A 23,227-nucleotide genomic window follows, 5' to 3' on the forward strand; every position below is an offset into this window, starting at 1 on the left:
GCACCACCATGAGCAGAACACGCACCACAGCCCTGGCCAGCATCTTCCTCGTCGGCACGGTCGCGCTGAGCGGATGCTCCTTGCTCGGCGGCGGGGACGGCGCCTCGCAGCAGACCACGGGCACCGACAGCACCTCGCAGACAGACGGCTCGCAGGGCCAGGCCTCTGGGGAGCCTGGGGTCGTCGCCTACGACGAGTCGAAGGTCGTCGCGACGCAGGAGGTCACGCTGCCGAACGGGCTCGGCACCGCGACGGTCGAGATCTACCCGCTCAGAGTCGAGGGCAAGACGCAGATCATGACGGCGTTCATCACGCCGCACCTGGCGAACGCGGATCCGAGTTCGCCGACGTACACGGACTTCACGCTGTACGACTTCAACGGCGAGCGCAGATGGGAACCTGTCCTCATCGATCAGGGGAACCTCAAGCAGTATTCACCCCTCGAGAGCACCGGTCTGGATTTCTGGACCACCGACTACACCACGGCGATCGCCACTGACGGCGTCCCGATGCCGGTCTGGGCCGTGTTCGCGGCGCCCCAAGATGGCACGACGAGCTTCGACGTGGTCATCGGCGAGAGCTACCCCCGCTTCGCGAACATCCCCGTCGAATAGCGGCCCCGCCCGCCGGGCAGTGCTGCTCGCCCGAGGACGCGCGGGACCGTCGCAGCTCGCGCCGTGAGATCTTCCTCATGAACGGGTCATGAATGGTTTATGAACGACGACCAGTGTCGTACTCACGCCGCAGCGATTGGCGCTGTGGCCTCGAGGAGGTCGGCGAAGATGACACAGGTTCCAGGACGCATTCTGGTTGCCCCAAGCGGTTTCAAGGAGAGCCTCTCGGCGGAGCAGGTCGCGGACGCCATCGCGTCCGGTGTGCGCCGAGTGCTCCCCGGCGCGGTGATCGACCGCGTCCCGGTCGTCGATGGCGGTGAGGGGTCGGCGCGGACGCTCGCGGCAGCCACGGGGGGTCGACTCGTCGAGCGCACGGTCACGGGCCCCGTCGGCCTCCCCGTGACCGCGGTCCTCGCCCTCCTCGGGGGTGATGCGAAGGGCACGGCGGTCGTCGAGATGGCCGAGGCCGCGGGGCTCCGCCTCGTGCCGCAGGACCTTCGAGACCCGGGCGCGACGACCACGCGCGGAGTTGGCGAGCTCATCCGCGCAGCCCTGGATGAGGGGGCCAAGCGGATCCTCGTGGGCTGCGGCGACTCGGGAACCTGCGACGGCGGGGCGGGCGCCCTGCAGGCCCTTGGCGCACGCATCACCGACTCCTCCGGTGCGGAGATCGGCGACGGTGGCAACTCCCTCGCCGACGTGACGGCACTCGACCTCTCGGGACTCGACGGGCGCCTCGCCGGCGTCGACGTCTTCGTCGCCTGCAACCCGCACAACGTGCTCACTGGGCCTCGCGGCGTCGCCCGAGTCTTCGGCCCGCAGAAGGGGGCGACGCCCGAGCAGGTCGAGACCCTCGACGCGGCGCTCGAGTGCTGGGCCGGCGTGCTGAGCCGCGATGGGGTGCAGCCGAAGTCCTACGACCTCGCGACCGGAAGCTGCACCGGCGCATCCGGTGGCCTCGGCGCTGGCCTCGCGGGCGGCATCGGGGCGCGCCTCATGCCGCGGTTCGAAGTCATGCTCGACCACGTCGACCTGGATGCGCTCGTTCGGCAGGCCGACCTCGTCATCACGGCTGAGGGGTCCATCGACGAGCAGACGCCGCACGGCAAGGTGCCCGCCGAGGTCGCGCGGCGCGCCAAGGAGCAGGGGAAGCCCGTGTTCGCGCTCGCCGGCACCATCGGCCGGCACGCGAGAGACGTGCACGACATCGGCATCGACGCGATCGTGTCGATCGTGCCGCTCCCCCTGACCCTGGAGGAGTCGATCGCCCGCTCGCCGCAGCTGCTCACCGACGCGGCAGAACGTTCCATGCGGCTCATGATGATCGGCTGCCAGCTCGGGCAGGTCGAGCGCTCCGAGCCGGTGCCGCTGCTGCGGAGCGTGTCGTGAGCACGCGGGTCGAGGTCGGCCAAGAACGAGAACGGGAACACGAACCGGGCCAGGTCCCGGGGCGAGGACAGGAGCAGGCGGGGAGCGACGAGCGTCCAGCACGGCCGACGCGCGCCTTCTCGGCCCGCGCGTCCCTCGCCGCGCCTCTCCGCGCGTGGGCGCGCCTGCACATCCGCACGCGCTGGGCGCTCGCCCTCATCACGGCCATCGGGGCCGTGGCCTGTCTGCCCGGCGAGCTCCCGGCGGAGATGCGGCTGGCGTTGTTCGCCTTCGGCGCCGCCACGGTGCTGTGGACGCTGACGGAACTCGAACCCGGCTATGTCGCCCTCGGCGCAGGCCTGCTGGCGTGCATCCCGGCGGGACGTCAGGAGCAGTTCTTCTCCGCGCTCGGCAACGACGTCGTGTGGCTCATCGTCGGGGCGTTCATCATCGGCGGCGCGACGGCTGGCTCGGGGCTCGCCGCTCGTCTGACGAGCGCGATCGTCGGGCGGGCACGGACCGTGCGCGGACTGATGTGGATGGTCACCGCGGCCGTCGTCCCGCTGTCGTTCCTCGTGCCATCCACTTCGGGCCGTGCCGCAGTGCTGTTGCCCGTGTACCGCTCGCTGACGGAGCGGCTGGGCGACGCGCGGATCGCGAAGGCGCTCGCGCTGCTGATGCCCACGGTTGTCCTCGTCTCGACGACGGCGACGCTCGTCGGCGCGACGTCGCACCTCGTCGCCGTCGACCTCCTGCAGCAGACGACCGGCGACACCATCTCCTACCTGCAGTGGGCGCTCTGGGGTGCCCCGTTCGGCATCGCCGCGAGCGTCGTCGTGTGCGTCGCTGTACAGGCCCTCTTCCTGCGCCGCGAAGAGCGTCGCCGACCGATCGCGCAGCAGGTGCGCCTGCAGCCATCGGGCCGGTCGCCGCTCACGCGCGCCGAGCGCATCGTGGCCGCGGTCGTCGGCCTGGCGCTCGTCGGCTGGCTGACGGAACCCCTGCACGGGCACGGCATCGCGGCCGTCACGATCATCGCCGCGGTTGTGCTCTGCGCGCCAGGCATCGGCGTGATGAAGTGGAAGGAAGGCGTGGCCGCGGTGTCCTGGCCGCTCGTGCTGTTCGTCGCGGGTGCACTCGCCCTCGGCGGAGCGCTCGTCGAGACGGGGGCCGGCGACTGGATCGTCTCCAGCCTCTTCGCGGTGAGCGGTATCGAAGGGCTCACGTCCGCCCTCGCGCTCATGGTCATCATCGCGGCACTGTCGGTCACCGCTCACCTCTACGTCACGTCGCACACGGTGCGCGCGATCGCGCTCATCCCGCCGTTCCTCGCGCTCGCTGCGACGGCAGATCTTTCCCCCGTCGCGGTGGTGTTCATCGTGAGCATCGGCCTCGACTACTGCCTCACGCTGCCGGTCAGCTCGAAGGCGCTGCTCGTGTTCACGAATGCGGACGGTGACGGCCAGGGACTCGACCCGCGCGACCTGCTCCGACTCTCGCTCGTGCTGCTGCCCGCCTATATCGCGCTCATGGTCGTCACGTACGAGCTCTGGTGGAAGCACACCGGGCTGGCGCTGTAGCCCCGAGCCCGGCGCGGGAACGCTCCCGGGATGGGAAACTCGCTTCGTGGTGGAGAACTTCCCGCAACGAAGCGAGGTTCCCATCCCGAGACCGTGCGGGCGGGGCCGACGAAGCAAGCCAGGCCGAGGCGGGCCGGGTGCGGAGGGCTAGACGGCGACGAGGCGCGGCTGCGTGGATGCGGTGGCCGCGGCTGCTCCGGACACCGAGGCGCGGGCGTCGGCTGCGCTCGAGAAGAGTGCACGCTGCGTGAAGTCGAGCGAGTCGAGGTCGACGCGGGAGATCGTGTCTTCCGGAACCGAGGTCCACCCGGCCGTGTCGATGCCCGTCGACGAGAAGACGGTGGTGCCGTCGGCCGCGCGGAGCATGCTCAGCCGGTAGTACTCGTCGGTGTGCCCGTTGGGGAGCGTGGATGCGTCGATGCCGTACCGCGCGAACGTCTCCTCGGTGACGTGCGCCGTGCTCGAGGCGTGGACGACGACGAGCTCGTCGGCGGACAGGATGGTCGCGTTGAGGCTCGACTCGGGGAACTCGGCGCGGAGCACGCGCACGGCGGAAGCTGCCGCGTCCTCGAGCGAGAGCCCGTCGCGGACGCGCTGCCGGACGAGGCCGAAGTACAGCTCGCTGTCGGTGTCGCCAGCGACGGTCGCGCGGATCTCCGGGCGGAGCAGCTCCTCGAAGCGCCACGTGGGAACGATCGATCCGTTGTGTGCGAAGGCGAGCCCATCGGCCACGAACGGGTGCGTGTTGACCTTGGTGCGCTTGAAGTCGTCGGTGGCGAGGCGCAGGTGCACGATGCGGGCGTTGGAGGGGGCATCCGCGAGGAGTGTCGACAGCAGCGGGTCGTTCTGACCCGGCGTCGAGACGCGCAGCGATTCGATCTCGCGCTCGGTCTCGCCGAACCCGGCGGCGAGCCAGGCGGTACCCCAGCCGTCGTTGTGCACGCTGGTCATGCGCTGGAAGGCGTCGCTGTTCATGTCTCCGATCACCTTCGTGACGGTGGTGTCACGTGGGGCTGCGTAAGCGAGCAGACGGCACATGTGCGAACTCCTTCCAGGTTGTCGAGCTTGCTGTCGGGTGTTGTTCGGAGCCGAGCGGCTCACGAGCATCTGACAATCCTGTGACAGTCGTGTCGCGCGGTCCACCTTCGCGACGCTGTGTGACGGACGATTGCGGCGGCCTACGCGGCTCGTGCCCGCGGTGCCTGTCCAACATCAGTGCGATTTACGGCCGAATCGGGCCCGGAACGCCGAAACGGGCCGATATTGCACTGATGTTGGTCAGGCATCGGCGGCATCGGCGCCCGCGACGGGGCGGCGACCTCGGTCCGGCGAGGGGCCCAAGAATCGGGTCCGCACGGACGCCGCGGCTTGACGAGACCCGCCTCAGCTCCGCGACGACCTCGCGAAGGCGCGCCGCAGGGCACTCGCCTTCAGCTCGACCTCGAGCGTCTCGGCCTCCGGGTCGCTTGCGAGCACGATCGCGCCGCCTGCCCCGATCGACCAGCCGCGATCATCTCGGACGGCGGTGCGGATGACGATGCTCAGCTCGGTCGAACCGTCGGCGCCGAGCACGCCGAGCGCGCCCGAGTAGACGCCGCGGTCGCGGCCCTCGATGTCGCGCAGCAGCTCGACGCTGCGCAGCTTCGGCGCGCCCGTCATGGACCCACCCGGGAACAGCGCCCGCACGACGTCGAGCGGCGGTACGCCAGGCGCCGAGCCGCGAACCGTGGTGACGAGCTGGTGCACGGTCGCGTACGACTCGACGGCCATGAGGCTCGGCACGTGCACGGAGCCTGGCGCGCAGACGCGGCCGAGGTCGTTGCGCAGCAGGTCGACGATCATGAGGTTCTCGGCGAAGACCTTCGGGTCGTTCGCGAGCTCGCGGGCGGCTGCCGCGTCGAGCAGCGGGTCGGATGCGCGGGCGGTGGTGCCCTTGATGGGCTTCGTCTCGTAGTCGCCGTCTGGGGTGCCCCGCAGGAACCGCTCCGGGGAGGCGCTCACGACGGCGCCGCCGTCGAACTCGAGCAGCGCGGCGTACGGCGCGGGATCGGAGGCGCGCAGCTCGAGGAAGAGGTCGAGAGGGTCCGGGTCGGTGTCCGGCCTGAACTCGTTGGTGAGGCACAGCTCGTAGGAGTCGCCGGCGAGGAGATGCTCACGGCACCGCGCGATGTCGGCGGCGTACTGGCCTCTTGACGTGTGCCAGGTTCCGGCGATGAGCGCGTCGGATGTGGTCGGTTGGCGCGCGCCTGCCGCCTGGGCGTCAAGCGTGGCGCGGACTTCCTCACCGAAGCGGTCTGCCGCCGATTCCGCGAGCGCGGAGCTCGTGGCCGTAGTGACAATCGTGACCGCGCCGGTCGCCCGGTCGACGATGACGGCGCGCCGCGGGTCGAGCCACCACGCATCCGGGAGACCGGGCTCGGGGGTGTCACCGCGCGGGGGCAGAGCACCGAGCATGCGGACGCCCAGTTCGTAGCCGAAGTAGCCGAGCAGCCCGCCGCGGAACGCGAGCCCCTCGCCGCCGACCGGGAGCATCCTCTCGAGGGTCTCCTGCACGGCCTCGAAGCTGCCGTCGCCGAACAGCCGCAGCACTCGCGCGGGTTCGCTCGCCGACCCTTCGCCCGAGATGGGGGCGTCGTCGGCGAGGATGCTCCACTGCGCCTGCCTGCCCGACTCGTCCGGCACATCGACCCAGGCACTCGCGGGTCTCTGCCTCAGCAGGTCACGGTAGATCTGCGCGGCGGCGGCCTCGGCGGCCGCACGCCCGTCGGCCTGCGGCCCGCGCACGACGCGGCTCGCGACGAAGAGGTCGCGCGCGGTCAGCTGAGCGGTGGCCTCGAACTCCGCCGGTCTTCCCGTCACCACGGACGCACGTCTGTCCCCCGTCTCGGCCGGCGCCTCATCGCCCCGGGCGCCGTCGTTCGCGGCTGACTCGACGCCTGCCGGCGCTCCTCGACCCGCCGCATCCACTGCGGCCACGAAGTTCGCGACCATCTGCCGTCCGTGCTCGCTCGCGATCGACTCCGGGTGGAACTGCACGCCCCAGACGGTCCTGCCCGCGACTTCGAGGCCCTGCACAACCCCGTCCTCGCTGCGGGCGGTCACGCGCAGGCCTGCTGGCAGCGGTTCCTTCACGACCAGGGAGTGGTAGCGGGTGACCAGCGTGCCCTGCGGGATCCCTGCGAAGGGTCCAGTGCCGTCGTGCTCGAGCGGGGAACGCCAGCCGTGCCTCGCCTCGGGGGCGGCGACGACCTCACCGCCGAAGCGGGTGGCGATGCCCTGGTGCCCGAGGCACACCCCGAAGACGGGCAGATCCACCGCTGCCGCGAACGCAGCATCCAGCACCGCTGCGGCCCCCTGGAAGTCGGCGGCGTTGACCGGATGCCCCGGTCCGGGCGAGATGACGACCCCCGAGACGAGGCCGTCGGCGACCCAGCCGAGGCACCTGCGGATGGCAGCGGGGTTGCCGGCATCGACGACGCGCACCTCACGGTCGCTGAGCTCGAGCAGCAGCTGCACGAGGTTGTAGGTGTAGGAGTCGCGGTTGTCGACGACGACGATCACGCGCCGCGCCCGTCAGACGGGCGGCCGTCGAGGAGCGGCACTGCGCTCGTCTCCTCGAGGCGGGGACGCCAGCGTCGCACACGGGCGACGTCGAGGCCGAGGCGAGTGCCGTCGAGCATCGAGACGGGGCTGATGCCGTGGAGCGTGTTGAGGTACCAGAGCTCGTCCCACCCCCGGTCGGCGGATGCGGCGAGCGGGTCGGCGCGCAGCTCGCCTTCCACGCGCGGGACGCCCGCCATGGCGAGCAGCTTGTCGAGCACGCCGAGCGTGGTCCCCGGAACGCGGCGACGTCCGTCGGGGATCACGAGGGTCTCGCCGCGCCAGCCGACGACGGTGCCGTGGGCGGCCTCGGTGATGACGCCGCGATCGTCGACGAGCAGCGCATCCGCGGCGCCTTGCTCGGCAGCGCTCGCCCGGACCTCCGACAGGTACGGGAAGTCGGGGCCCTTGACGGTCGGCCAGCGGCGTTCGTCGAGCCGCGTCACGAGCTTGGTGAGCGGCCGCGCCTCCGGGGCCGGCCGCAGGGCGAGCTCGACGAGCACGCGGTCGCCGCCAGCCTCGCCCTCACCGGCGAGGTGCGCCGACAGTCGTGGGAACCACGAGTCGGCGAGGGGCACGCTCTCGAACACGTCGGCCCAGATGCGCCGCCAGTCGGCGTCGACGGTGTTGGTGCCCGCGGGGCTTCCCGACCAGAGCAACGGGTGGGCGGTCGCCGCGTCTCCGAACAGCTCGCCGACGGATCGCTCGAAGCGCTCGCGGTGGGCGGCGTGGGCGATGACGCGGCCCGAGTCGACGCGCCACGACTCGACGACGCTGACTACCGAGGCCTCCCGGCCGGCGGCGCCGCTGTCGTCGCGCGCGGCGCCTTCGCCTGCTTCGGCTGCACCATGACCCTGCATCGCCCCATTCTGCCCCAGGAGCGGGGCTGCAGAGCGAAGGCGAGGACCAGGCGAGGGCGCACTCGTGGTCGCTTCCGGGGTGTTCTGACGACCACGACGCCGCCCCGAACCGTGTGGACTGCCCGGGAACCTCGTGGTCACCAGCGTGACGGAGAATGCTCGCATGAGCGTTCCCATCCACCCAAGCAGCCCAAGCGCCCCAGGCACCACAACGAGCGTCGTCTTCGTCTGCAAGAAGAACGGCGGCAAGTCGCAGCTGGCGGCCGCCCTCCTGCGCGCCCTCGGCGACGAGTCGGTCAGCGTCGCCTCCGCCGGGACGGTGCCGGGCGGCTCCCTCAACGCCGAGTCGGTGGAATCGCTCGCCGAGTTGGGCATCGACGTCGGCGACGAGCGCCCAAAGCCGCTCACGCCGGCGATGCTCGACGGCGCGGACCTCGTCGTGGTCCTCGGCGACGAAGCGCAGCTGCCGGACGGCGTGACGGTTCCCGTCGAGCGCTGGATCACCGACGAGCCCTCCGAGCGCGGCATCACCGGCATGGAGCGGATGCGGCTCGTGCGCGACGACATCCGCGCGCGCGTCGCGGAGCTGCACGCGCGGCTCCGCGACGCCTGAGCGGACGGCCGCCCGTTCCATCCTCAGCTCACTGAGTCCGCGCAGCTCCATCACTCGCGGAGGTCGCGAAGCTCGCGAGCCGAGCCACGTGCCGCGCGAGGATGTCCGTCTCGACGTTGACGCGGTGGCCCACTTCGAGCGTGCCGAGCGTCGTCGCGCTGAGCGTCTCGGGGATGAGCGACACCTCGAACCAGTGACCGTCCCCGGGCACGCCGCTCGAGCCGGCAGCTCCCACGGCGCTGACGGCCCCGACCGCGCTGACGGTCAGGGACACCCCAGACACCGCCACCGACCCCTTGTCGACGAGCAACCCGGCGTGTACCGGGTCGATGGCGAAGCGGATGCGCCGCCACGCGTCGAAGTGCTCGACCTCCAGCACCTCGCTCGTCGAATCGATGTGCCCCTGCACGATGTGGCCGCCGAGCCGGTCGCCGAGGCGCATGGCCCGTTCGAGGTTCACGGCGTCACCTTCCGCTCTGTCGCCGAGGGTGGATGCGCGCAGGGTCTCCCCCATGACGTCGGCCGTGAACGCATCGGCGTGCAGCTCGGCGACGGTGAGGCACACGCCGTCGACGGAGATGGAGTCGCCCACCTTGGCGTCGCTCACGCTGAGCGGACCGCGCACCGTGAGGCGCGCATCCGTGTCGCGCCTGACGATGCTCGTGATCTGGCCGAGCTCTTCGATGATGCCGGTGAACACGGTCACTCACCCGCCGCGGCGGAGGGAACCGGCACGGATGCGGCCGGGAAGTCGCGCAGTGCGGTGGCCGTGGCGATGGCGGCGAGTGCCGCGTCCGCTCCCTTGTCTTCGAAGCTGCCGGGCAGGCCGATGCGCGCCTGCACCTGCTCCTCGTCGTCGCAGGTCAGCACGCCGAACCCGACCGGGATGCCCGTGCGCACGGCGACGTCGGTGAGACCGGCGGTCGCGGCCGAGCACACGTACTCGAAGTGCGGGGTGCCGCCGCGGATGACGACGCCGAGGGCGACGATCGCATCCGGCCCGCTGGCGGCGACCCGGCTCGCGGCGACGGGCAGCTCGAACGAGCCTGGCACCCGCACGACTCGCACGTCGGTGACGCCGGACGCCGCAAGGGCCCGTTGGGCGCCGTCGAGCAGCGCCGCCATCGCCGTGTCGTGCCACCGAGCCGCGACGATCACGACCCTCATCCCGGTACCGTCTGCCTGCACCGCCGGTGCTCCCTGTCCGCTCATCGCAGTGCTCCTCTCGTCAGCGCCTCCGCGGCGCGCGTGCTCGTTTCGTGGTGGTGCTGGCTCTGCGTGCCGGTCAGGGCCGGGAAGCCCGGGTGCCGCATCCGGTAGCCGACGATGTCGTCGACCTGCAGCAGCACGAGGTCGTGCGCCGATGCGAGCGCGCCTGCCTCGGCGTACGAGAGCATCTCGCCGTCGTCGCGCACGAGCTCCGCGATGACGCCGACCTCGCCTGCACCGGCCAGGCGCACGAGGTCGACGGCCGCTTCCGTGTGCCCCGGTCGCTCGAGCACGCCGCCGTCGACGGCGCGCAGCGGCAGCACGTGTCCGGGGCGGATGAGGTCGCGCGGCGTCGAACCGGCGGCCGCGAGCGCGCGCACGGTGGTCGCGCGGTCGCTTGCCGAGATGCCGGTCGTCACGCCAGCGGCCGCATCCACGGTGACCGTGTAGGCGGTGCCGCGCGCATCCTCGCTGCGTTCGACCATGAGCGGCAGCTCGAGCCGATCGGCGAGGTGGCCGGGCAGCGGCGCGCACAGGAGTCCGGACGAGTAGCGGATGATCCACCCCACCCACTCGGGCGTCGCCGTGGTGGCGGCGAGGATCGCGTCGACCTCGTTCTCGCGCGAGGCGTCGTCGGCGACGAGTACCGGCCGCCCGGCCCGCAGCGCTTCGAGCGCGCGGGCGAGCTGGGCGCTCATGCTGCGACCCCCTCGGCGGCGACGGCGCGGTCGTACTCCGCGTTCGCGCGCGTGTCCCGAACGAGGTGGATGAGCGTGTCGACGCCAAGCGGACGCACGGACTCGGTGGCCCATCGGCTCGCGTCGCGCAGACGGCCGATGTCGAGTGACGAGACGGAGCTCGCGCCGTCGCCCAGGAGGATCGGCGCGACGTAGGCGTCGATCTCGTCGACGAGACCAGCTCGCAGGAACGCCGCCGAGATGGTGGGACCGCCCTCGACGATCACGTGGCGGACGCCGAGCAGGCGCAGCTCCTCGAGTGCGGTGACCGGGTCGTGGGTCCTCAGGTGGACGAACAGCTCGGGGTCCGCGCGAACGGCGGCGTCTGCGGCCACGTCCCGCAGCCCCATCACGACACGGAGAGGTTGGGGCGCATGGCCGGCCGCGGGCCCGCGGACGGAGAGCGTCGGGTCATCGGAGCGCTGCGTGCCCGTGCCGACGAGGATCGCGCACGCCTCGCTGCGCCGCTGGTGCGCGTGCAGCCTCGCGGCTTCCGAGGTGATCCACCGGCTCGACCCGTCTGCGGCGGCGATCCGCCCGTCGAGCGTGGATGCGAGCTTGAGCGTCACGAACGGCCGACGCTCGATGACGCCGGTGAGCCAGACGCGCAGGAGCGCCTCGCCTTCGGCAACCCGGAGCCCCCCGAGCGCGTGCACCCCGCGCGTGCGCAGGCGTGCCGCTCCCCCGGCCGCGACCGGGTTCGGGTCGGCGACCGAGTAGACGACCTCAGCGACGCCGGCGCCGAGCAGGGCATCCGCGCACGACGGCGTCCGCCCGGTGTGGGAGCACGGTTCGAGCGTCACGACGGCCGTCGCACCCCGCACCTCCGCGCCGGCAGACCGGGCGTCGTCGAGCGCGGCGGCCTCCGCGTGCGGGGTGCCGGCCCCTCGGTGGAAGCCGCGTCCCAGGATGCGGCGCGGGCCGCCGCCCGGAGACGGCGGTGCGAGCAGCACGCACCCGACCCTGGGGTTCGGGTCTCTCAGTGGCCCGCGGGCCGCGAGGGAGAGCGCCAGTTGCATGGCGGCGTCGACAGACTCGACGCGGTTGGATTCTTGGATCGGCATCGCCGGTGACCTCCGCATTTCGCGTGCCACGGGGCCATATCCCGGTGCCGGCGCAGCCGGAGATTCCGGCAGCCGACGCCAACGAAGGCCCTCGCCGAAACGAGCGCCTCCCATGCACCTACCATCCGGACTTTAACCGTCGGTCCCAGAATTTCACTGAGTCAACCGCTCGCGGACGAGCGGGTCGCGGACTCTCACCGCCGGTTCGGACTTTCACCGACCCCGGAGCATGTTGCACGGCGAGCCTAGACGAGCCGACCATCGGAAGACAGCGTGTGACGCCCCGAAACCGACTTCGTCGCCAGATTCCAGGAACGCGGCCTACGCGACCACTTCGCGCAGGCCGATCGCGAGGTGCACGTCCTGGCGCTGACCGCCGGAGTGCACCAGCGCGGAACCGTCATCGTCGACCGTGAGCTGCGTGCGGTGGCTGCGCAGGGCCGCGACGACGGCGTCGCGGTGCTGCTCGAGGTCGAACCATTCGAGGTCGCCGATCTCGGCCGCGAGATCACGTTCGCTCTGCTCGACGAGCTCGGCGAACCGGACGCCGGCACCCTGCGCGGCGGCGAGGCTCGCTTCCCGAGCTCGAACGTGGTCGGGGTGCCCGTAGCCGCCCGTCGCGTCGTAGCTGACGACGAGATCCGGCTCGTCGTGCGCGATGACGGCGGCGAGGTCGGTCGTCACCTCCTCGATCGGGGCCACGCTGAACGCCCGCAGGTCGGTGTCATCGGCGGGACCGGCGAGACCTGGCCGCAGCCAGCGCATCCCGGAGTCGCGGTACTCGCGCGACTCGAGGCCCGCTGCCCGTGCGGGCGGCGTTCCGAGCCACCGGTGCTGGTCGATGCCAAGCGCATCGAGGGACCCGCGCAGCTCGCGCTCGCGCACGTCTGCGAGGTCCGCGACCGACGTGTCGGCGGGAAGGACGCCCGCGACGATCTCACCGAGCTCACCCCGCGTGCAGGTCACGAGCGTCACCTTGGCGCCGCGCTCGTGCAGCTCGCGGAGCAAGGCGCCGCCCGCGAGGGCTTCGTCGTCGGGATGCGCGTGCACGATGAGGACGTGGCGCACGGAGTCGAGCAGGCTTGCACGCCGCTCAGGCATGTGTCGATCCCGGCTCTGCGCGGGCGACCAGCTGGCGGAACACGGCCAGGAGCCCTTCGGCGCTGAGGTCCCATGAGTGGGCGAGCGCGTGCTCGCGCGCGGCCACGCTCATGCGCTCGGCACGCGCCGGGTCGCGCAGGATGCCCGCGATGGCAGCCGCCCAGTCCGCAGGGTCGCGGGTCTCGAGCAACGTGCCGGTGACGCCGTCGACAACGGCTTCGCGAAGCCCGCCAGCGGCGGAGGCCACAACCGGCACTCCCGAGGCTGCGGCTTCGAGCGCGACCAGACCGTACGTCTCGGAGTGCGAGGGGATCAGCACGACGTCGACGAGCCGCAGCTGGGCGGCGAGCGCGTGCCTGCTGAGCGAGCCGATGTACTGCACGTGCTCGGCGAGCCCGTGCCGCGCGACCGCCTCGTGCAGCTTCGCTTCGTAGGCGCGCCCGTCGTCGTCCGGAGGGGCGGCGCCCACGAGCACGTAGTCGGGGCGCACGTCGTCGTCGATCTCGGCGATCGCGTCGAGCGCCAGGTCGAAGCCCTTGAGCGGATGCAGGCGACCGGCGGACAGGGCGCGCTTGGGTCGCGACTCCCGGGCGGCTGGCTCGGCCCGCGCATCCCGGGCCGGGAAGAAGAGGTCGGCGTCGACACCGGGCGGCACGATGTGGGTGATCGCCGGGTTGCCGCCGAGCCTCGAGAGGACGGTGTCGCGCTCCGCTCTGCTCACGACGACGATGGCGTCGACCGACTTCGCGAGCATCGCCTCGCCGGCGAGGCGGCCTGGCGACTCGGCGCGCTCCCCGTCGGCGAGCGGCGTCGAGCTGCCGGCGGCGATGGAGTGGAAGCTCTGCACGATCGGGATGCCCAGCTCGCGTGCGACGGGGAGGGCGGCGACGCCAGAGAACCAGTGCTGGGCGTGGAGCACGTCGACGGACAGCTCGACGAGGAGGACGGCCAGCGCATCCCGGAACTCGTCGATGACGTGCTCGTGCTCGCCTTTCGAGATGAGTCGAGCGGGGCCCGCCTGGAGATTGTGGAGACGCAGATTGTCGCCGAGCCGAACGGTCGGCGCGGAGCCGTCGTCGCTGCGCCTCGTGACGAGCTCGACCTGGTGGCCGCGGTCCGCGAGCGCCTCCGCCTGCGCCAGCACCACGACGTTCATGCCACCCGCGTCCTTGGTGCCCGGCTCGTCGAGGGGGGAGGTGTGGAGCACGACAAACGCGATGCGGAGGGGGCGCTCATCGGGGAGGACGTCAGGCATGCCTCCGACCGTAGGCGTCGCGGCCCCGCTTCGCCATTCGGGATGCTTCGCGTTACGAGTCCCCGTGCTCTCCTCCCCCTCAGCAGCGGCAGCCTGAGCGGCATCACGAAGAGCGAGCTCGGCGGCGCCTCGAGCATGCCGAGTTCCTGGTGGCTGCTCGCGCGCCGTCGCCTCGTGTCAGATATGCAGGCAGCGGCACACGGCGTGGCAGCCGTCGAAGGACCTGCCGCGTGCGTTCCGGAGCACGTCGATGGCAGGCGGCGACAGGTGGCGGCGCACGGCCTCGCGCAGCAGATCGTCCCCTGAGGCCGGATACTCGATCTGCCACAGCAGCTCTCGGATCTCGCCGCGCAGGGGCGCCTCCACAAACGACTCCCGGATGTCGATGATCCCGGCGAGCGCAGTCTCGGATGTCGAGCCGGCGGCGGCTGGACGCTGGTTGGCTTTCATGAGGACCTCCTTGTCCGTCTGATTCCAGGGTCCCGTATCCAGGTCACGGGCGGCAGTGGTAGCACGATTCGAGGGAACGTGGTAGCGGATCCAGTGTCGAGCTCGCTTGGCGAGCTGCCAGGCGGCGCAGCCCGCGGCGCACGCCCAGAGCACCGCGAACTGGATGAGGGTCACGACCCCCGTCAACTCGAGAACCGTCATCGATCACCACCTCCTCGGACTCGGCACCCAGCGAACCTAGAGGGGGACGGAGGAACCTGAAACGGCTTGCGCCAGCGTTGCCGTGCCGCTAGTGATCGCGACGGCTCGCCGGCAGCCGACCGCCTGGGTGCCCCCGCCCTTAGCGCGAATCGGAGCCGGAGGGAATCCTCGCGTCGCCGTTCGGCGCACTTCCTAGGCTGGACGCACGTGCCACACACGCGCCGACCGGAAAGGCAGCACGATGGGAACCCTCACGTACGCGTCCTTGCACCTGGAGTTCGAGGACCGACTGCTCCAGCATCTGCAGATCGTGATCATCCAGAAGTTCCGTCGCCATGAGGCGTTTCTCATGTCGTGGAAGGAGTCCGCGAGCGCGGGCGATGGGCGGGCGGCGATCTGGCTCACGCCGAACGTCCCGATCTCCTTCAAGTTCTACGGCAGCAAGGCACCGTCGGTGAACCGCGACTGGCTGTCGTCGCTCGGGCGGTCCGCGGACAGCTCGACGGGCCTTATCGTCACCGGGGAGGACGGCGAGCTCGCGCTGGCGTCCCCCGACAGCGGGCAACCAGGAACCGCCCACCAAAGGTGGCACTAGCACAACTCGCCAGCGATCTCTACCCCTCGAATTTTCAACTCGGCCTCGGGACGCTACCAGAAGGCCACGAAGGTTGGGGGACCGCGTTGGGATATCTGTACTACGGGGCTGATGCCCACGCGATCGAGATCGAAGATCGACCCTTGGCGCACCTGCGGGTCGCGATCTTGAGCCTCCTCCGGGCCGGGCACAGCGTCGCCTTCACCTGCCCACGCTCGAAAGACCTCGGCGGTGGACGCGAGTCGATCTGGATCACGCCGCAGACCGACCTGCGGTTCCGGTTCCGCGGCAGCCGTGCACCGAACCTCAACGAGCACTGGGTACGTGCCATCATCGCGACGAACGACTCAGCCGCGGGGTTGCATCTGGTTCCCGAATGCACGCAGTCCAACGAGCCGGTCCCCTATCAGCCGGCGGCTCGGCAGAGCGCGCCACCGACGGAATCGAAACTCGAGCATCGGTCAGCACACGAGCGTCAGCTCTCGAAGTCGTAGAAGGAGATGTCCGCGAACGGCGCGCCATCATCCTCCTCGGCGGCGGCGACCGGCACCTCTCGGACACTCACGGACGAGGCAGTGGTGATGAGCTCCCACCGCTTGAGGCGCCCGCGCGCCGGGAACCGAACCAGGTCCCCTCCCTGCCTGACCGCATCCACGATCATGTGCTGCAACGTCGGCATCACGTCATCGTCGACGTAGTGCGCACGGTCATCAACCGTCACTAGGAATGGCATGTCCACCTCCGCCGGGAAAAGATGTCTCCGTCAAGTGAACGCCCTCGCGGGCCAGGAATCTGGGCCTGGATCGACGCGAAGTCATGTGCTATCGAACACGCCCCGACAAGCTGGTGATCTCCCCTAGGATTGTTCCGAGCTTTTCGAGACTGAGAACGGAATCAACATGGCACGAGACGCTTACGACGCGGCAGTGCAGACGCTGCAGGCGCCGCTCGATTCTGTCGATGGCGTGGCTGACTCCCTCGTCGGTCTGTTCCCCGTCTCGGGCGCGGCCGTCTCCACGATCGGCGAGCTGCTCGGCAACCAGACGGTCTCTGCGTCGAACGAGGTCGCCGCACGGCTGGACGAGCTGCAGTTCGACCTCGGCGAGGGACCATGCTGGGACACCCTCGCCACAGGGCGCCCTGTTCTCGAGCCGAACCTCCGAGAGCTGCCAGACACCCGCTGGCCGGCGTTCGGCCCGGCCATCCCCCGCGACAAGGTGGGAGCTCTCTTCGCGTTCCCGATGCTGGTCGGCCCGCTGCGGGTCGGGGCCATCGACCTCTACGCCGCCGCCCCGATCGGCTTCGAGCCGCTCCAGACGCGTCAGGCCACTCACCTCGCCTCGCTCGTCGCGCGCAACGTCCTCCGCCTCGCGCTCGCCTCCTCGGGCGACGAACCCCAACCGGAGGGCAAGCACTCGCGTCGCAAGATCCATCAGGCGACCGGGATGGTGCTGGCGCAGCTCGAGACGACCGCGGACGAGGCGACCCTCGTCATCCAGGGACACGCCTTCGCGACAGGTCGATCCATGATGGAGGTCGCCGAGGAGATCCTCGCCGGACAACTGGCGTTCCGAGCGGGGCCGTCCGGAATCGAGGAGCGGCGATGATCCGCGATGCAAGGGACACGCAGCTGCTCGAGACCTTCGCGGTGCTCGCCGACACGCTCGTCGCGGGCTACGACGTCGTGGACCTGCTGCAGTCGCTCGTGGACCGCTGCCAGTCGCTGCTGGAGGTGACGGCGGCTGGGATCCTGCTCGCCGACGAGCACGGCGACCTCGAGCTGGTGGTCTCCACGAGCGAGGCGGCGAGCGTCGTCGAGACGATGCAGATCTCCGCGGATGCGGGTCCGTGCATCCAGAGCTTCAGCGAGGGACGCATCGTCGCGATCGAGGACATCCGGGAGGCCCCGGAATCATGGCGAATGTTCAAGGAGAGTGCGCTCGAGCACGGCTACCTGGCCGTGCAGGCGGTTCCGCTGAAGCTGCGGGACACCACGATCGGCACCCTCAACCTCCTGCGCGCGGCGCCCGGTGAGTTCCCGCGCCAGGAGACCGTCGCTGCTCGCGCGCTCGCGGACGTCGCGACCATCGGCATCATCCAGGAGCGCACGATTCGTCACGCCGACACCGTGCGCGAGCAGCTGCAGAACGCGCTGAAGAGCCGCGTCGTGATCGAGCAGGCAAAGGGAGTCGTCGCCTACCGCCGCTCCATCACGCCCGAGGAGGCGTTCGATGTGATCCGCGGATACGCGAGATCGAATCGGCTGTCGCTCTCGCAGGTCGCCGCGCAGCTCGTGGCGCGCACGCTCGACATCTGACCCACCCATTCTCACGTTGAGGGCGTACGCTCTCGGTGTTGGCCCAGACCTCGCCGACGCGCCCCGTGCACTCCGCCGGGGCGCACGGTCGCCGCCAGCCGCTGAACTCGGACCTTGGCGTCGAAACACGAGAGGCCTCCGCCGGGAGGCCGAACCGGGGTCAGCCATGTCCATTCTCATCACCGTCAATCGTGAGCAGTTCGTGCTGCGCGACCCGGACGCGATCACTCGTGTGCGTGCGGAGATCGAGGACGCGGCCCGGTCCGGTGGGCGCATGCTCGTGATCGGCGACACCGCGGACGGCCCCGAGGTCCTCGTCACGCCGTCCACGAACGTGCGCATCGACATCCTGCCGCTCGACTCGCCAGACCCAGGCACGAGCGACGACCGCGACGAGATCGTCTTCGTCGACTTCGACGAGTACTGATCCAGACGGGACACTCACCTCGCGCGGAGTAGTTCCCCAGCGATCTGCCGAGGGGATTTGCCAGCCTGGAGGCATGTCCGACGCAACCGCACTGGCCACCGACAACCGCTCGACCGGAGAGTCCGACGCCCCTGCCTGGCGGGCTGCCCTCGACGACGAATCACTGTCGTTGATGACGAGAGGCTACGGGTTCGGGGCACACATCTGGAGCAGGGCTCGCGCGCAGGCCAGGGCGGTGCCACTGCGGCTCCTCGGCAGGGAGGCCCTGCTGGTGCGCGGCAGCCACGCCGTCCGGCTGTTCTACGAGGAAGGCAGCATCGCGCGCCACGGGGCGATGCCCGCGTTCGTGCAGGAGTCCCTCTTCGGCCACGGCTCGGTGCACAGTCTCGACGGGGCCGAGCACCGGCACCGGAAGGCGACGTTCCTGCGCGTGGCCTACGACGACGATCGTGTCGAGGAGCTGGTCCCCCACTTCGAGCGCGAGTGGCGAGAGCAGGTGGAGGCCTGGGCCGGTGGCGACCACGACGCATCGGCGTACGACGCGGCGGTGGCCGCGTTCGGCCGGGCATCCATGACCTGGGCGGGCTTGCCGGGCACGGCGGCCGCGAAATCGCGGTGGGCGGCGCGTCTCGCCCAGATCGTCGACGGGTTCGGTGTCCCCTACTCTCCCGAGTTCCTGCTCGCGTTCGGCAATCGGATGTGGTCGGACCGGCACGCTGCACGCCTCGTCGATGCGGCACGCGCAGGGACGATCCCTGCCCCCGCTGGAACCGCGCTGCACGAGTGGGCCTGGCACGTCGACGAGCACGGTGAGCTGCTGTCGCCGCGACTGGCGGGGATCGAGCTGCAGAACAGCATCCGCCCGATGATCGCCGTCGCCCGCTTCGTGGCCTTCGCCGCGAAGGAACTGCACGATCGACCCGACTGGAGGCGACGCATCGGCGACGAGGCGGCGGCCCGCGGCTCCCTGCACGGGGGCCCACTCGCCACCGCGTTCGCGCAGGAGGTGCGGCGCACCGCGCCTTTCGTACCGTTGCTGCCCGGCTGGGCGCGCCACGACATCGAGCTCGACGGTGCGCGGGTTCCGGCCGGTGGACGGCTGCTCCTCGACATCCTCGGCACGAACACCGACGACAGCTCCTGGGAGGACGCTGGTGCTTTCCGGCCAGAGCGCTTCCTCGACGTCGACGACTACGAGTCCATCACCGAGTTCATCCCCCACGGCGGGGGCGACGTCGCGGCCGGGCACCGCTGCCCCGGAGAGAAGCTCGCGATCGCGGGCCTCGCGACCGCCATCGCAGCCCTCAGCGACCCCCGCGTCGACATCTCGGGCGTCGGCCTGGAGGTGAACCGGAGGCGACTGCCCACGAAGCCCTCCTCCGGAGGGCTCATCCGCCCGGCTGCGCCATCGAGCCGGTCCAGGTCGGAGCCCGCTGCAGGCCGCTGCCCCGTGCACTGATCGTGCGACGGGGCACCGCGGGATGCGTCAGCGCGTCGAAGCGCCCGCATTCCCATCCGAACCGGCTGGGGTTCCGAAGAACCTTGCGACGCCCCCGTCGGTGGGGGCCGAAGCGAGGTCACCGATGTCGATTGTGCTCACGGTCAACCATGACCGGTTCGTGCTCCATGACGCCGAGTCGATCTCCCGCCTGCATGGCGACATCCGCGCCGCCCTTCAGGCGGGCGGCAGCCTCGTTCCCATCGGCAGCCGGCCGGGGAGCCCTGAGGTGCTGATCACGCCAGCCACGCATGTTCGCATCGACGTCCTCGATGTGCGCGACGTTGATCGCTCCGTCGACGGCTCCGTGGACGGCGCCGACACCGAGGGTGCCGACCATGGCGACGTGGTGTTCATCGACTTCGATCAGTACTGACCCGCCGGTTAGCTCGACTCGCTCAGCGGAGCGTGCCGGGGTAGGGCGCGTCCGTGCCGACGAGTGCGAGCTTGCCCTCTTCATCCGTCACGAGAAGCCCCGTGCTGCTCTCGGCTGACTCGCCGAGCCGCTTGAGCCACTCACGATTGATCTCCGGCACCTTGCCGCCCAGGAACTTGAACTGCATGGACGTGTTCGGGGTCAGCCAGATCGCCGAGCGGCCGTCACCGACTGATGGCGAGTCCTTCCAGGACATCAGGAACGACTCGTTGCGACTCAGCTTCTGGACGATCACGATCTGCAGGTGGGTCAGCAGACGGTCGTCGAAGTGGATCGACGTGCTGTCGTAGACGAGCGTGCCCATGGTGTGCTCCTGTCAGCCTGGGGGATGCGTCCAAGGATACGGACCGTCGCCGGGAACGCCCAGGGCTTGTGCTGGGTGCGCTGAGCAGTCAGTCGGCCTCGACGCTGCTCGTGCGGTGCGGCACGCCGACCGGCTTCGACTCGCTGGAGCCCCGCTGGCGCAGGTAGATGGAGAACACCACCATCGCCCCGACCGCGAGGAACTCGGACTGCCAGTTCTGCAGTGATCGATTCCAGAAGTCGGCCGACACCACGTACTCGACCCAGGTCCCGGGAGGCTGGCCGTGCTGCGCACCCTCCTCGTTCGCGACCACACGCCCAGCGATGGACTGCGCCAGCCAGGAGGCCAGGAAGACGCCGCCCATGACGAGCAGCAGGGAGTTCGAGTAGACCCACAGCCTGATCCCTCGACTCTTCGCCCACTTCGGCGAGTCGGCTCGGGCGTGTCGGCCGACGGACTGCTCCGCGTCGGTGCCGACGCCCTCATCACCCGGCTGCTTCGATTCCGGCGATCCGCGCTGCACGAGCCAGATCGTCGCGAGGATGAAGAGGAAGAACTGCAGGAACTCGGACTGCCAGTTCTCGGCGACGTCCACGATGAAGTCCGAGGAGGACACGTACTCGAGATACCCGACCTTCGCGTCCCCGTGCTGCGCCTGCTGCTCGTTCAGGTATGCGTGACCCGCGATCGACTGACCCAGGAGCGCCAGGACGAAGATCACGAGGAAGGCGAGGCTGAGCCCCGCATCGCGGATGCCGCGCCGCATGGTCAGCGCCCCACCAGAGGCAGGATCAGCATGGCCGCGAGACCGGAGCCGATGAGCAGCGTCCAGGCCCAGAACACCACCCTGGGCCCCGACACACCGGTCCTCGTGCGCTCGCTCATCGCCTCGCCTTCCCGTTCATCGCTCCGCGTCCTAGAACGCGGGCGTGCCTCCGGCGATCGTGATCGTCGCCCCGCTCGTGTAGCTCGACTCCGGGCTGACCAGGTGCACGTACGCGGCGCCCAGCTCAGCGGGCTGTCCCGGTCGCCCGTACGGGGCCTGCTCCCCGAAGTGCGCCACGGTCTCGCCGTCAGATGAGGCTGGCTGCAGTGGCGTCCAGATCGGGCCCGGCGCGATCGAGTTGACTCGGATGCCCTTCGGCGCGAGCTGCTGCGCCAGTCCAGCGGTGAAGACGCCGATCGCGCCCTTCGTGAGTGCGTAGTCGAGCTTGTCAGGCGACGGCTCGGCGCCCTGGATGGAGCCGGTCGTGACGATGGATGAGCCCGGTTCGAGGTGCGGGAGCGCCGCCTGCGTCAGCCAGAACAGCGAGTAGACGTTGGTCTTCATCGTCTGGTCGATGCTCTCGGTGGTCATGGTGGTGATGTCGCCGTTGCTCTCCTGATGGCCGGCGACCATCACGAGCGTGTCGAGCCCGCCGAGCTCCGCGACGGCGCGTTCGACGAGGTCACGGCAGAACTGCTCGTCGCTGATGTCGCCCGGCAGGAGCACGACCTTCCGCCCCTCGCGGACGAGCAGGTCGCGCACCTCCTCCGCATCCGCCTGCTCGCTGGGGAGGTAGTTCAGGGCGAGGTCGGCGCCTTCTCGGCTCAGGGCGATCGCTGCCGCTCGGCCGATGCCCGAGTCGCCGCCCGTGACGATGCCGCGGAACCCCTTCAGCCGGCCGAGGCCGACGTAGCTCTCCTCACCGTGGTCTGGTCTGGGGGTCATCTTCCGCGCCAGGCCGGGGAGCTGCTGCTCCTGTTCGGGGAACGGCGGCTTCGGGTAGAGGTCGAGCGGGTTCTTCTTCTCGTAGTGGCTCATACCCGCGACGCTAATTTCGGGCAGGGCGTGCCGACAACCGCTTGACCTCCCAGCCTTCTCCCGCCATGGCACCGGCGAGGGTCCACGTCAAGGTCTCGCGGCGCGTGGGCGCATTCGTGACACTGATTCGGAGTCGACCGATGGGTCGCGCACGACGGCGAGGAGAATCCAGTGGGGAGCACCGGCCGCACGGACCTGCCACAGGAGCAGCGGGAGGCGCTGAGGGCCGCGGTCCGCTGGGAGTGGGCGACCATCGCCTTCACAGCCTGCACCATCACGATCGTCGCGTTCGTCGTAGGCAACTCGCAGGCGATGAAGACCGCCTGGATCGAGGACATGCTCTCCCTCATCCCGCAGTTCGCGTTTCTGATCGCGCTCGTGTTCATCCGGCGCAAGCCGACCCGCACCTTCCCGTTCGGGCTGCATCGGGCAATGGGCATCGGGCATCTCGTCGCCGGTGTCGCTCTCCTTGCCGTCGGCGGCCACCTCGCGGTGGAGTCCGTCCTGGGGTTGGTGAACGCCGAGCATCCCACCATCGGCAGCGTCCAGCTCTTCGGGACCGTCATCTGGCAGGGGTGGCTCATGGTCGCCGTCATGGCGGTCATCGTCGTCGGACCGCTCGTCTACGGTCGCGCGAAGGCCAGGCTCGCCCCGAAGCTCCACAACAAGCTGCTCGCGGCGGACGCCGACATGGCGAAAGCCGACTGGCAGACGAACGCCGCGTCGATCCTGGGCGTGCTCGGCATCGGGGTCGGACTCTGGTGGCTCGACGGCGTCGCGGCGCTCTTCATCTCCGCAGGGATCGTCTGGGACGGGGTGAAGAACACCCGCTCCTCGGTGCGCGACCTCCTCGACGAGCAGGCGCGCACCCATGACGATCAGGAACCGCATCCGCTCATGAAGCGGGTGATCCTGCGCCTCCAGGACGAGACGTGGGTCGACGACGTCGGCATTCGGATGCGCGACCAGGGTCAGGTGTTCCACGTGGAGGCCTTTGTCGTGCCCGTCGATCGTCGTCCCCCGACCGTGGATGCGCTGCAGGACGTCGCACGGGATCTCGCGCGACTCGACTGGAAGATGCAGGACGTGGTGCTGGTTCCCGTCGCGAGCATCCCGGACGGGGCGCAGACGCTGGCGTCGATCCGAGGGACCGGTCGGACCTGACGCCGCTGCACGCTCACCACCATGAGATGT

General features: G+C 70.3%; 26 protein-coding genes and 1 riboswitch. Of the genes, 12 read left to right on the top strand and 14 right to left on the bottom strand.

The features are described from left to right. The first annotated feature begins 8 nt into the window (after positions 1–8). The 3 genes from F8O03_RS12730 to F8O03_RS12740 all read left to right on the top strand — a co-directional run bounded on the left by F8O03_RS12730 (position 9) and on the right by F8O03_RS12740 (position 3,562). A complete protein-coding gene (locus F8O03_RS12730) occupies positions 9–614 on the top strand; it encodes a hypothetical protein (protein ID WP_151424181.1) in 606 nt (201 codons plus the stop codon). A gap of 168 nt (positions 615–782) precedes the next feature. Further along, positions 783–2,003 (top strand): glycerate kinase family protein, encoded by a 1,221-nt coding sequence (locus tag F8O03_RS12735; RefSeq protein WP_208851866.1) that lies wholly within the window; start codon positions 783–785, stop codon positions 2,001–2,003. Beyond that, on the top strand, positions 2,000–3,562 hold the full coding sequence (locus F8O03_RS12740; protein WP_151424182.1) for an SLC13 family permease: 1,563 nt from the start codon (positions 2,000–2,002) through the stop codon (positions 3,560–3,562). Before F8O03_RS12735 ends, F8O03_RS12740 begins: the two co-directional genes overlap by 4 nt. Before the next feature lie 147 nt (positions 3,563–3,709). Here the strand turns inward: F8O03_RS12740 and F8O03_RS12745 are convergent, their stop codons facing one another. The 3 genes from F8O03_RS12745 to F8O03_RS12765 form a co-directional block, all read right to left on the bottom strand. Then, the gene (locus F8O03_RS12745; RefSeq protein ID WP_167516570.1) at positions 3,710–4,600 is read right to left on the bottom strand and encodes a class II glutamine amidotransferase; all 891 of its coding nucleotides are present in this window, start codon (positions 4,598–4,600) and stop codon (positions 3,710–3,712) included. A gap of 345 nt (positions 4,601–4,945) precedes the next feature. Further along, entirely contained in the window at positions 4,946–7,123 is a 2,178-nt protein-coding gene (locus tag F8O03_RS18100) for a chorismate-binding protein (protein ID WP_167516571.1), read from the bottom strand. Then, positions 7,120–8,022: an aminotransferase class IV gene (locus tag F8O03_RS12765; protein ID WP_167516572.1), complete on the bottom strand. Its 903-nt coding sequence runs from the start codon at positions 8,020–8,022 to the stop codon at positions 7,120–7,122. The genes F8O03_RS18100 and F8O03_RS12765 overlap by 4 nt, the downstream gene beginning before the upstream one ends. Positions 8,023–8,185: 163 nt before the next feature. Here F8O03_RS12765 and F8O03_RS12770 point away from each other — a divergent pair, with 163 nt between their 5' ends. Further along, positions 8,186–8,635, top strand: coding sequence for an arsenate-mycothiol transferase ArsC (locus F8O03_RS12770; protein ID WP_151424185.1), 450 nt, complete (start codon positions 8,186–8,188; stop codon positions 8,633–8,635). A 28-nt stretch (positions 8,636–8,663) separates the two neighbouring features. Here F8O03_RS12770 and F8O03_RS12775 read toward each other — a convergent pair whose 3' ends face one another. The 7 genes from F8O03_RS12775 to F8O03_RS12805 form a co-directional block, all read right to left on the bottom strand. Beyond that, on the bottom strand, positions 8,664–9,335 hold the full coding sequence (locus F8O03_RS12775) for a riboflavin synthase (protein ID WP_151424383.1): 672 nt from the start codon (positions 9,333–9,335) through the stop codon (positions 8,664–8,666). Between the two features lie 2 nt (positions 9,336–9,337). After that, a complete protein-coding gene (ribH, locus tag F8O03_RS12780; protein ID WP_151424186.1) occupies positions 9,338–9,847 on the bottom strand; it encodes a 6,7-dimethyl-8-ribityllumazine synthase in 510 nt (169 codons plus the stop codon). Next, positions 9,844–10,542, bottom strand: coding sequence for a 3,4-dihydroxy-2-butanone-4-phosphate synthase (gene ribB, locus F8O03_RS12785; protein ID WP_151424187.1), 699 nt, complete (start codon positions 10,540–10,542; stop codon positions 9,844–9,846). Before ribB ends, ribH begins: the two co-directional genes overlap by 4 nt. Then, complete coding sequence (ribD, locus tag F8O03_RS12790; protein ID WP_244296256.1) at positions 10,539–11,645, bottom strand: bifunctional diaminohydroxyphosphoribosylaminopyrimidine deaminase/5-amino-6-(5-phosphoribosylamino)uracil reductase RibD; 1,107 nt, start codon at positions 11,643–11,645, stop codon at positions 10,539–10,541. Before ribD ends, ribB begins: the two co-directional genes overlap by 4 nt. 109 nt (positions 11,646–11,754) lie before the next feature. Then, a riboswitch (FMN riboswitch) is annotated at positions 11,755–11,879 on the bottom strand. 87 nt (positions 11,880–11,966) lie between these two features. After that, on the bottom strand, positions 11,967–12,746 hold the full coding sequence (locus F8O03_RS12795; RefSeq protein ID WP_151424188.1) for a PIG-L deacetylase family protein: 780 nt from the start codon (positions 12,744–12,746) through the stop codon (positions 11,967–11,969). Beyond that, positions 12,739–14,001 (bottom strand): glycosyltransferase, encoded by a 1,263-nt coding sequence (locus tag F8O03_RS12800; RefSeq protein ID WP_151424189.1) that lies wholly within the window; start codon positions 13,999–14,001, stop codon positions 12,739–12,741. Before F8O03_RS12800 ends, F8O03_RS12795 begins: the two co-directional genes overlap by 8 nt. 177 nt (positions 14,002–14,178) lie before the next feature. Next, the gene (locus tag F8O03_RS12805) at positions 14,179–14,652 is read right to left on the bottom strand and encodes a hypothetical protein (RefSeq protein WP_151424190.1); all 474 of its coding nucleotides are present in this window, start codon (positions 14,650–14,652) and stop codon (positions 14,179–14,181) included. 241 nt (positions 14,653–14,893) lie between these two features. Here F8O03_RS12805 and F8O03_RS12810 point away from each other — a divergent pair, with 241 nt between their 5' ends. Both F8O03_RS12810 and F8O03_RS12815 read left to right on the top strand, forming a co-directional pair. Next, the gene (locus F8O03_RS12810) at positions 14,894–15,247 is read left to right on the top strand and encodes a DUF7882 family protein (RefSeq protein ID WP_151424191.1); all 354 of its coding nucleotides are present in this window, start codon (positions 14,894–14,896) and stop codon (positions 15,245–15,247) included. Between the two features lie 86 nt (positions 15,248–15,333). Further along, entirely contained in the window at positions 15,334–15,741 is a 408-nt protein-coding gene (locus tag F8O03_RS12815) for a DUF7882 family protein (RefSeq protein ID WP_151424192.1), read from the top strand. Here F8O03_RS12815 and F8O03_RS12820 read toward each other — a convergent pair. After that, positions 15,723–15,980, bottom strand: a complete 258-nt coding sequence (locus F8O03_RS12820; RefSeq protein WP_151424193.1) for a hypothetical protein — start codon at positions 15,978–15,980, stop codon at positions 15,723–15,725. The two genes, F8O03_RS12815 and F8O03_RS12820, sit on opposite strands and share 19 nt — an antisense overlap. Positions 15,981–16,146: 166 nt before the next feature. On the opposite strand from F8O03_RS12820, the gene F8O03_RS12825 reads away from it, so the two are divergent. The 5 genes from F8O03_RS12825 to F8O03_RS12845 all read left to right on the top strand — a co-directional run bounded on the left by F8O03_RS12825 (position 16,147) and on the right by F8O03_RS12845 (position 19,865). Further along, complete coding sequence (locus tag F8O03_RS12825) at positions 16,147–16,854, top strand: GAF and ANTAR domain-containing protein (protein WP_151424194.1); 708 nt, start codon at positions 16,147–16,149, stop codon at positions 16,852–16,854. After that, on the top strand, positions 16,851–17,564 hold the full coding sequence (locus F8O03_RS12830; RefSeq protein WP_244296258.1) for a GAF and ANTAR domain-containing protein: 714 nt from the start codon (positions 16,851–16,853) through the stop codon (positions 17,562–17,564). The genes F8O03_RS12825 and F8O03_RS12830 overlap by 4 nt, the downstream gene beginning before the upstream one ends. Before the next feature lie 166 nt (positions 17,565–17,730). Then, complete coding sequence (locus tag F8O03_RS12835; protein WP_104252104.1) at positions 17,731–17,991, top strand: hypothetical protein; 261 nt, start codon at positions 17,731–17,733, stop codon at positions 17,989–17,991. Positions 17,992–18,064: 73 nt separating this feature from the next. After that, positions 18,065–19,450, top strand: coding sequence for a cytochrome P450 (locus F8O03_RS12840; RefSeq protein WP_151424195.1), 1,386 nt, complete (start codon positions 18,065–18,067; stop codon positions 19,448–19,450). Positions 19,451–19,574: 124 nt separating this feature from the next. Next, on the top strand, positions 19,575–19,865 hold the full coding sequence (locus F8O03_RS12845) for a hypothetical protein (protein ID WP_104312938.1): 291 nt from the start codon (positions 19,575–19,577) through the stop codon (positions 19,863–19,865). A gap of 22 nt (positions 19,866–19,887) precedes the next feature. Here the strand turns inward: F8O03_RS12845 and F8O03_RS12850 are convergent, their stop codons facing one another. The 3 genes from F8O03_RS12850 to F8O03_RS12860 all read right to left on the bottom strand — a co-directional run bounded on the left by F8O03_RS12850 (position 19,888) and on the right by F8O03_RS12860 (position 22,033). Then, positions 19,888–20,229: a DUF7882 family protein gene (locus F8O03_RS12850; protein ID WP_104252101.1), complete on the bottom strand. Its 342-nt coding sequence runs from the start codon at positions 20,227–20,229 to the stop codon at positions 19,888–19,890. A gap of 88 nt (positions 20,230–20,317) precedes the next feature. After that, positions 20,318–20,995 carry a DUF6766 family protein gene (locus F8O03_RS12855; RefSeq protein ID WP_151424196.1) on the bottom strand — a complete coding sequence of 226 codons (678 nt, stop codon included), beginning with the start codon at positions 20,993–20,995 and terminating at the stop codon, positions 20,318–20,320. Positions 20,996–21,145: 150 nt separating this feature from the next. Then, complete coding sequence (locus F8O03_RS12860) at positions 21,146–22,033, bottom strand: SDR family oxidoreductase (protein ID WP_151424197.1); 888 nt, start codon at positions 22,031–22,033, stop codon at positions 21,146–21,148. 171 nt (positions 22,034–22,204) lie between these two features. Here F8O03_RS12860 and F8O03_RS12865 point away from each other — a divergent pair, with 171 nt between their 5' ends. Then, on the top strand, positions 22,205–23,197 hold the full coding sequence (locus tag F8O03_RS12865) for a cation diffusion facilitator family transporter (RefSeq protein WP_151424198.1): 993 nt from the start codon (positions 22,205–22,207) through the stop codon (positions 23,195–23,197). Positions 23,198–23,227 lie beyond the last annotated feature (30 nt).

It is taken from the genome of Pseudoclavibacter terrae, from assembly GCF_008831075.1.
Lineage (GTDB): Bacteria > Actinomycetota > Actinomycetes > Actinomycetales > Microbacteriaceae > Pseudoclavibacter > Pseudoclavibacter terrae.

Excerpts from the sequence above, each read along its gene's own strand:
- F8O03_RS12730 (WP_151424181.1), top strand. The coding sequence starts at position 9 with ATGAGCAGAACACGCACCACAGCCCTGGCCAGCATCTTCCTCGTCGGC.
- F8O03_RS12735 (WP_208851866.1), top strand. The coding sequence starts at position 783 with ATGACACAGGTTCCAGGACGCATTCTGGTTGCCCCAAGCGGTTTCAAG.
- F8O03_RS12745 (WP_167516570.1), bottom strand. The coding sequence starts at position 4,600 with ATGTGCCGTCTGCTCGCTTACGCAGCCCCACGTGACACCACCGTCACG.
- F8O03_RS12765 (WP_167516572.1), bottom strand. The coding sequence starts at position 8,022 with ATGCAGGGTCATGGTGCAGCCGAAGCAGGCGAAGGCGCCGCGCGCGAC.
- F8O03_RS12770 (WP_151424185.1), top strand. The coding sequence starts at position 8,186 with ATGAGCGTTCCCATCCACCCAAGCAGCCCAAGCGCCCCAGGCACCACA.
- ribH (WP_151424186.1), bottom strand. The coding sequence starts at position 9,847 with ATGAGCGGACAGGGAGCACCGGCGGTGCAGGCAGACGGTACCGGGATG.
- ribB (WP_151424187.1), bottom strand. The coding sequence starts at position 10,542 with ATGAGCGCCCAGCTCGCCCGCGCGCTCGAAGCGCTGCGGGCCGGGCGG.
- ribD (WP_244296256.1), bottom strand. The coding sequence starts at position 11,645 with ATGCCGATCCAAGAATCCAACCGCGTCGAGTCTGTCGACGCCGCCATG.
- F8O03_RS12795 (WP_151424188.1), bottom strand. The coding sequence starts at position 12,746 with ATGCCTGAGCGGCGTGCAAGCCTGCTCGACTCCGTGCGCCACGTCCTC.
- F8O03_RS12800 (WP_151424189.1), bottom strand. The coding sequence starts at position 14,001 with ATGCCTGACGTCCTCCCCGATGAGCGCCCCCTCCGCATCGCGTTTGTC.
- F8O03_RS12805 (WP_151424190.1), bottom strand. The coding sequence starts at position 14,652 with ATGACGGTTCTCGAGTTGACGGGGGTCGTGACCCTCATCCAGTTCGCG.
- F8O03_RS12810 (WP_151424191.1), top strand. The coding sequence starts at position 14,894 with ATGGGAACCCTCACGTACGCGTCCTTGCACCTGGAGTTCGAGGACCGA.
- F8O03_RS12820 (WP_151424193.1), bottom strand. The coding sequence starts at position 15,980 with ATGCCATTCCTAGTGACGGTTGATGACCGTGCGCACTACGTCGACGAT.
- F8O03_RS12825 (WP_151424194.1), top strand. The coding sequence starts at position 16,147 with ATGGCACGAGACGCTTACGACGCGGCAGTGCAGACGCTGCAGGCGCCG.
- F8O03_RS12830 (WP_244296258.1), top strand. The coding sequence starts at position 16,851 with ATGATCCGCGATGCAAGGGACACGCAGCTGCTCGAGACCTTCGCGGTG.
- F8O03_RS12835 (WP_104252104.1), top strand. The coding sequence starts at position 17,731 with ATGTCCATTCTCATCACCGTCAATCGTGAGCAGTTCGTGCTGCGCGAC.
- F8O03_RS12840 (WP_151424195.1), top strand. The coding sequence starts at position 18,065 with ATGTCCGACGCAACCGCACTGGCCACCGACAACCGCTCGACCGGAGAG.
- F8O03_RS12845 (WP_104312938.1), top strand. The coding sequence starts at position 19,575 with ATGTCGATTGTGCTCACGGTCAACCATGACCGGTTCGTGCTCCATGAC.
- F8O03_RS12850 (WP_104252101.1), bottom strand. The coding sequence starts at position 20,229 with ATGGGCACGCTCGTCTACGACAGCACGTCGATCCACTTCGACGACCGT.
- F8O03_RS12855 (WP_151424196.1), bottom strand. The coding sequence starts at position 20,995 with ATGCGGCGCGGCATCCGCGATGCGGGGCTCAGCCTCGCCTTCCTCGTG.
- F8O03_RS12860 (WP_151424197.1), bottom strand. The coding sequence starts at position 22,033 with ATGAGCCACTACGAGAAGAAGAACCCGCTCGACCTCTACCCGAAGCCG.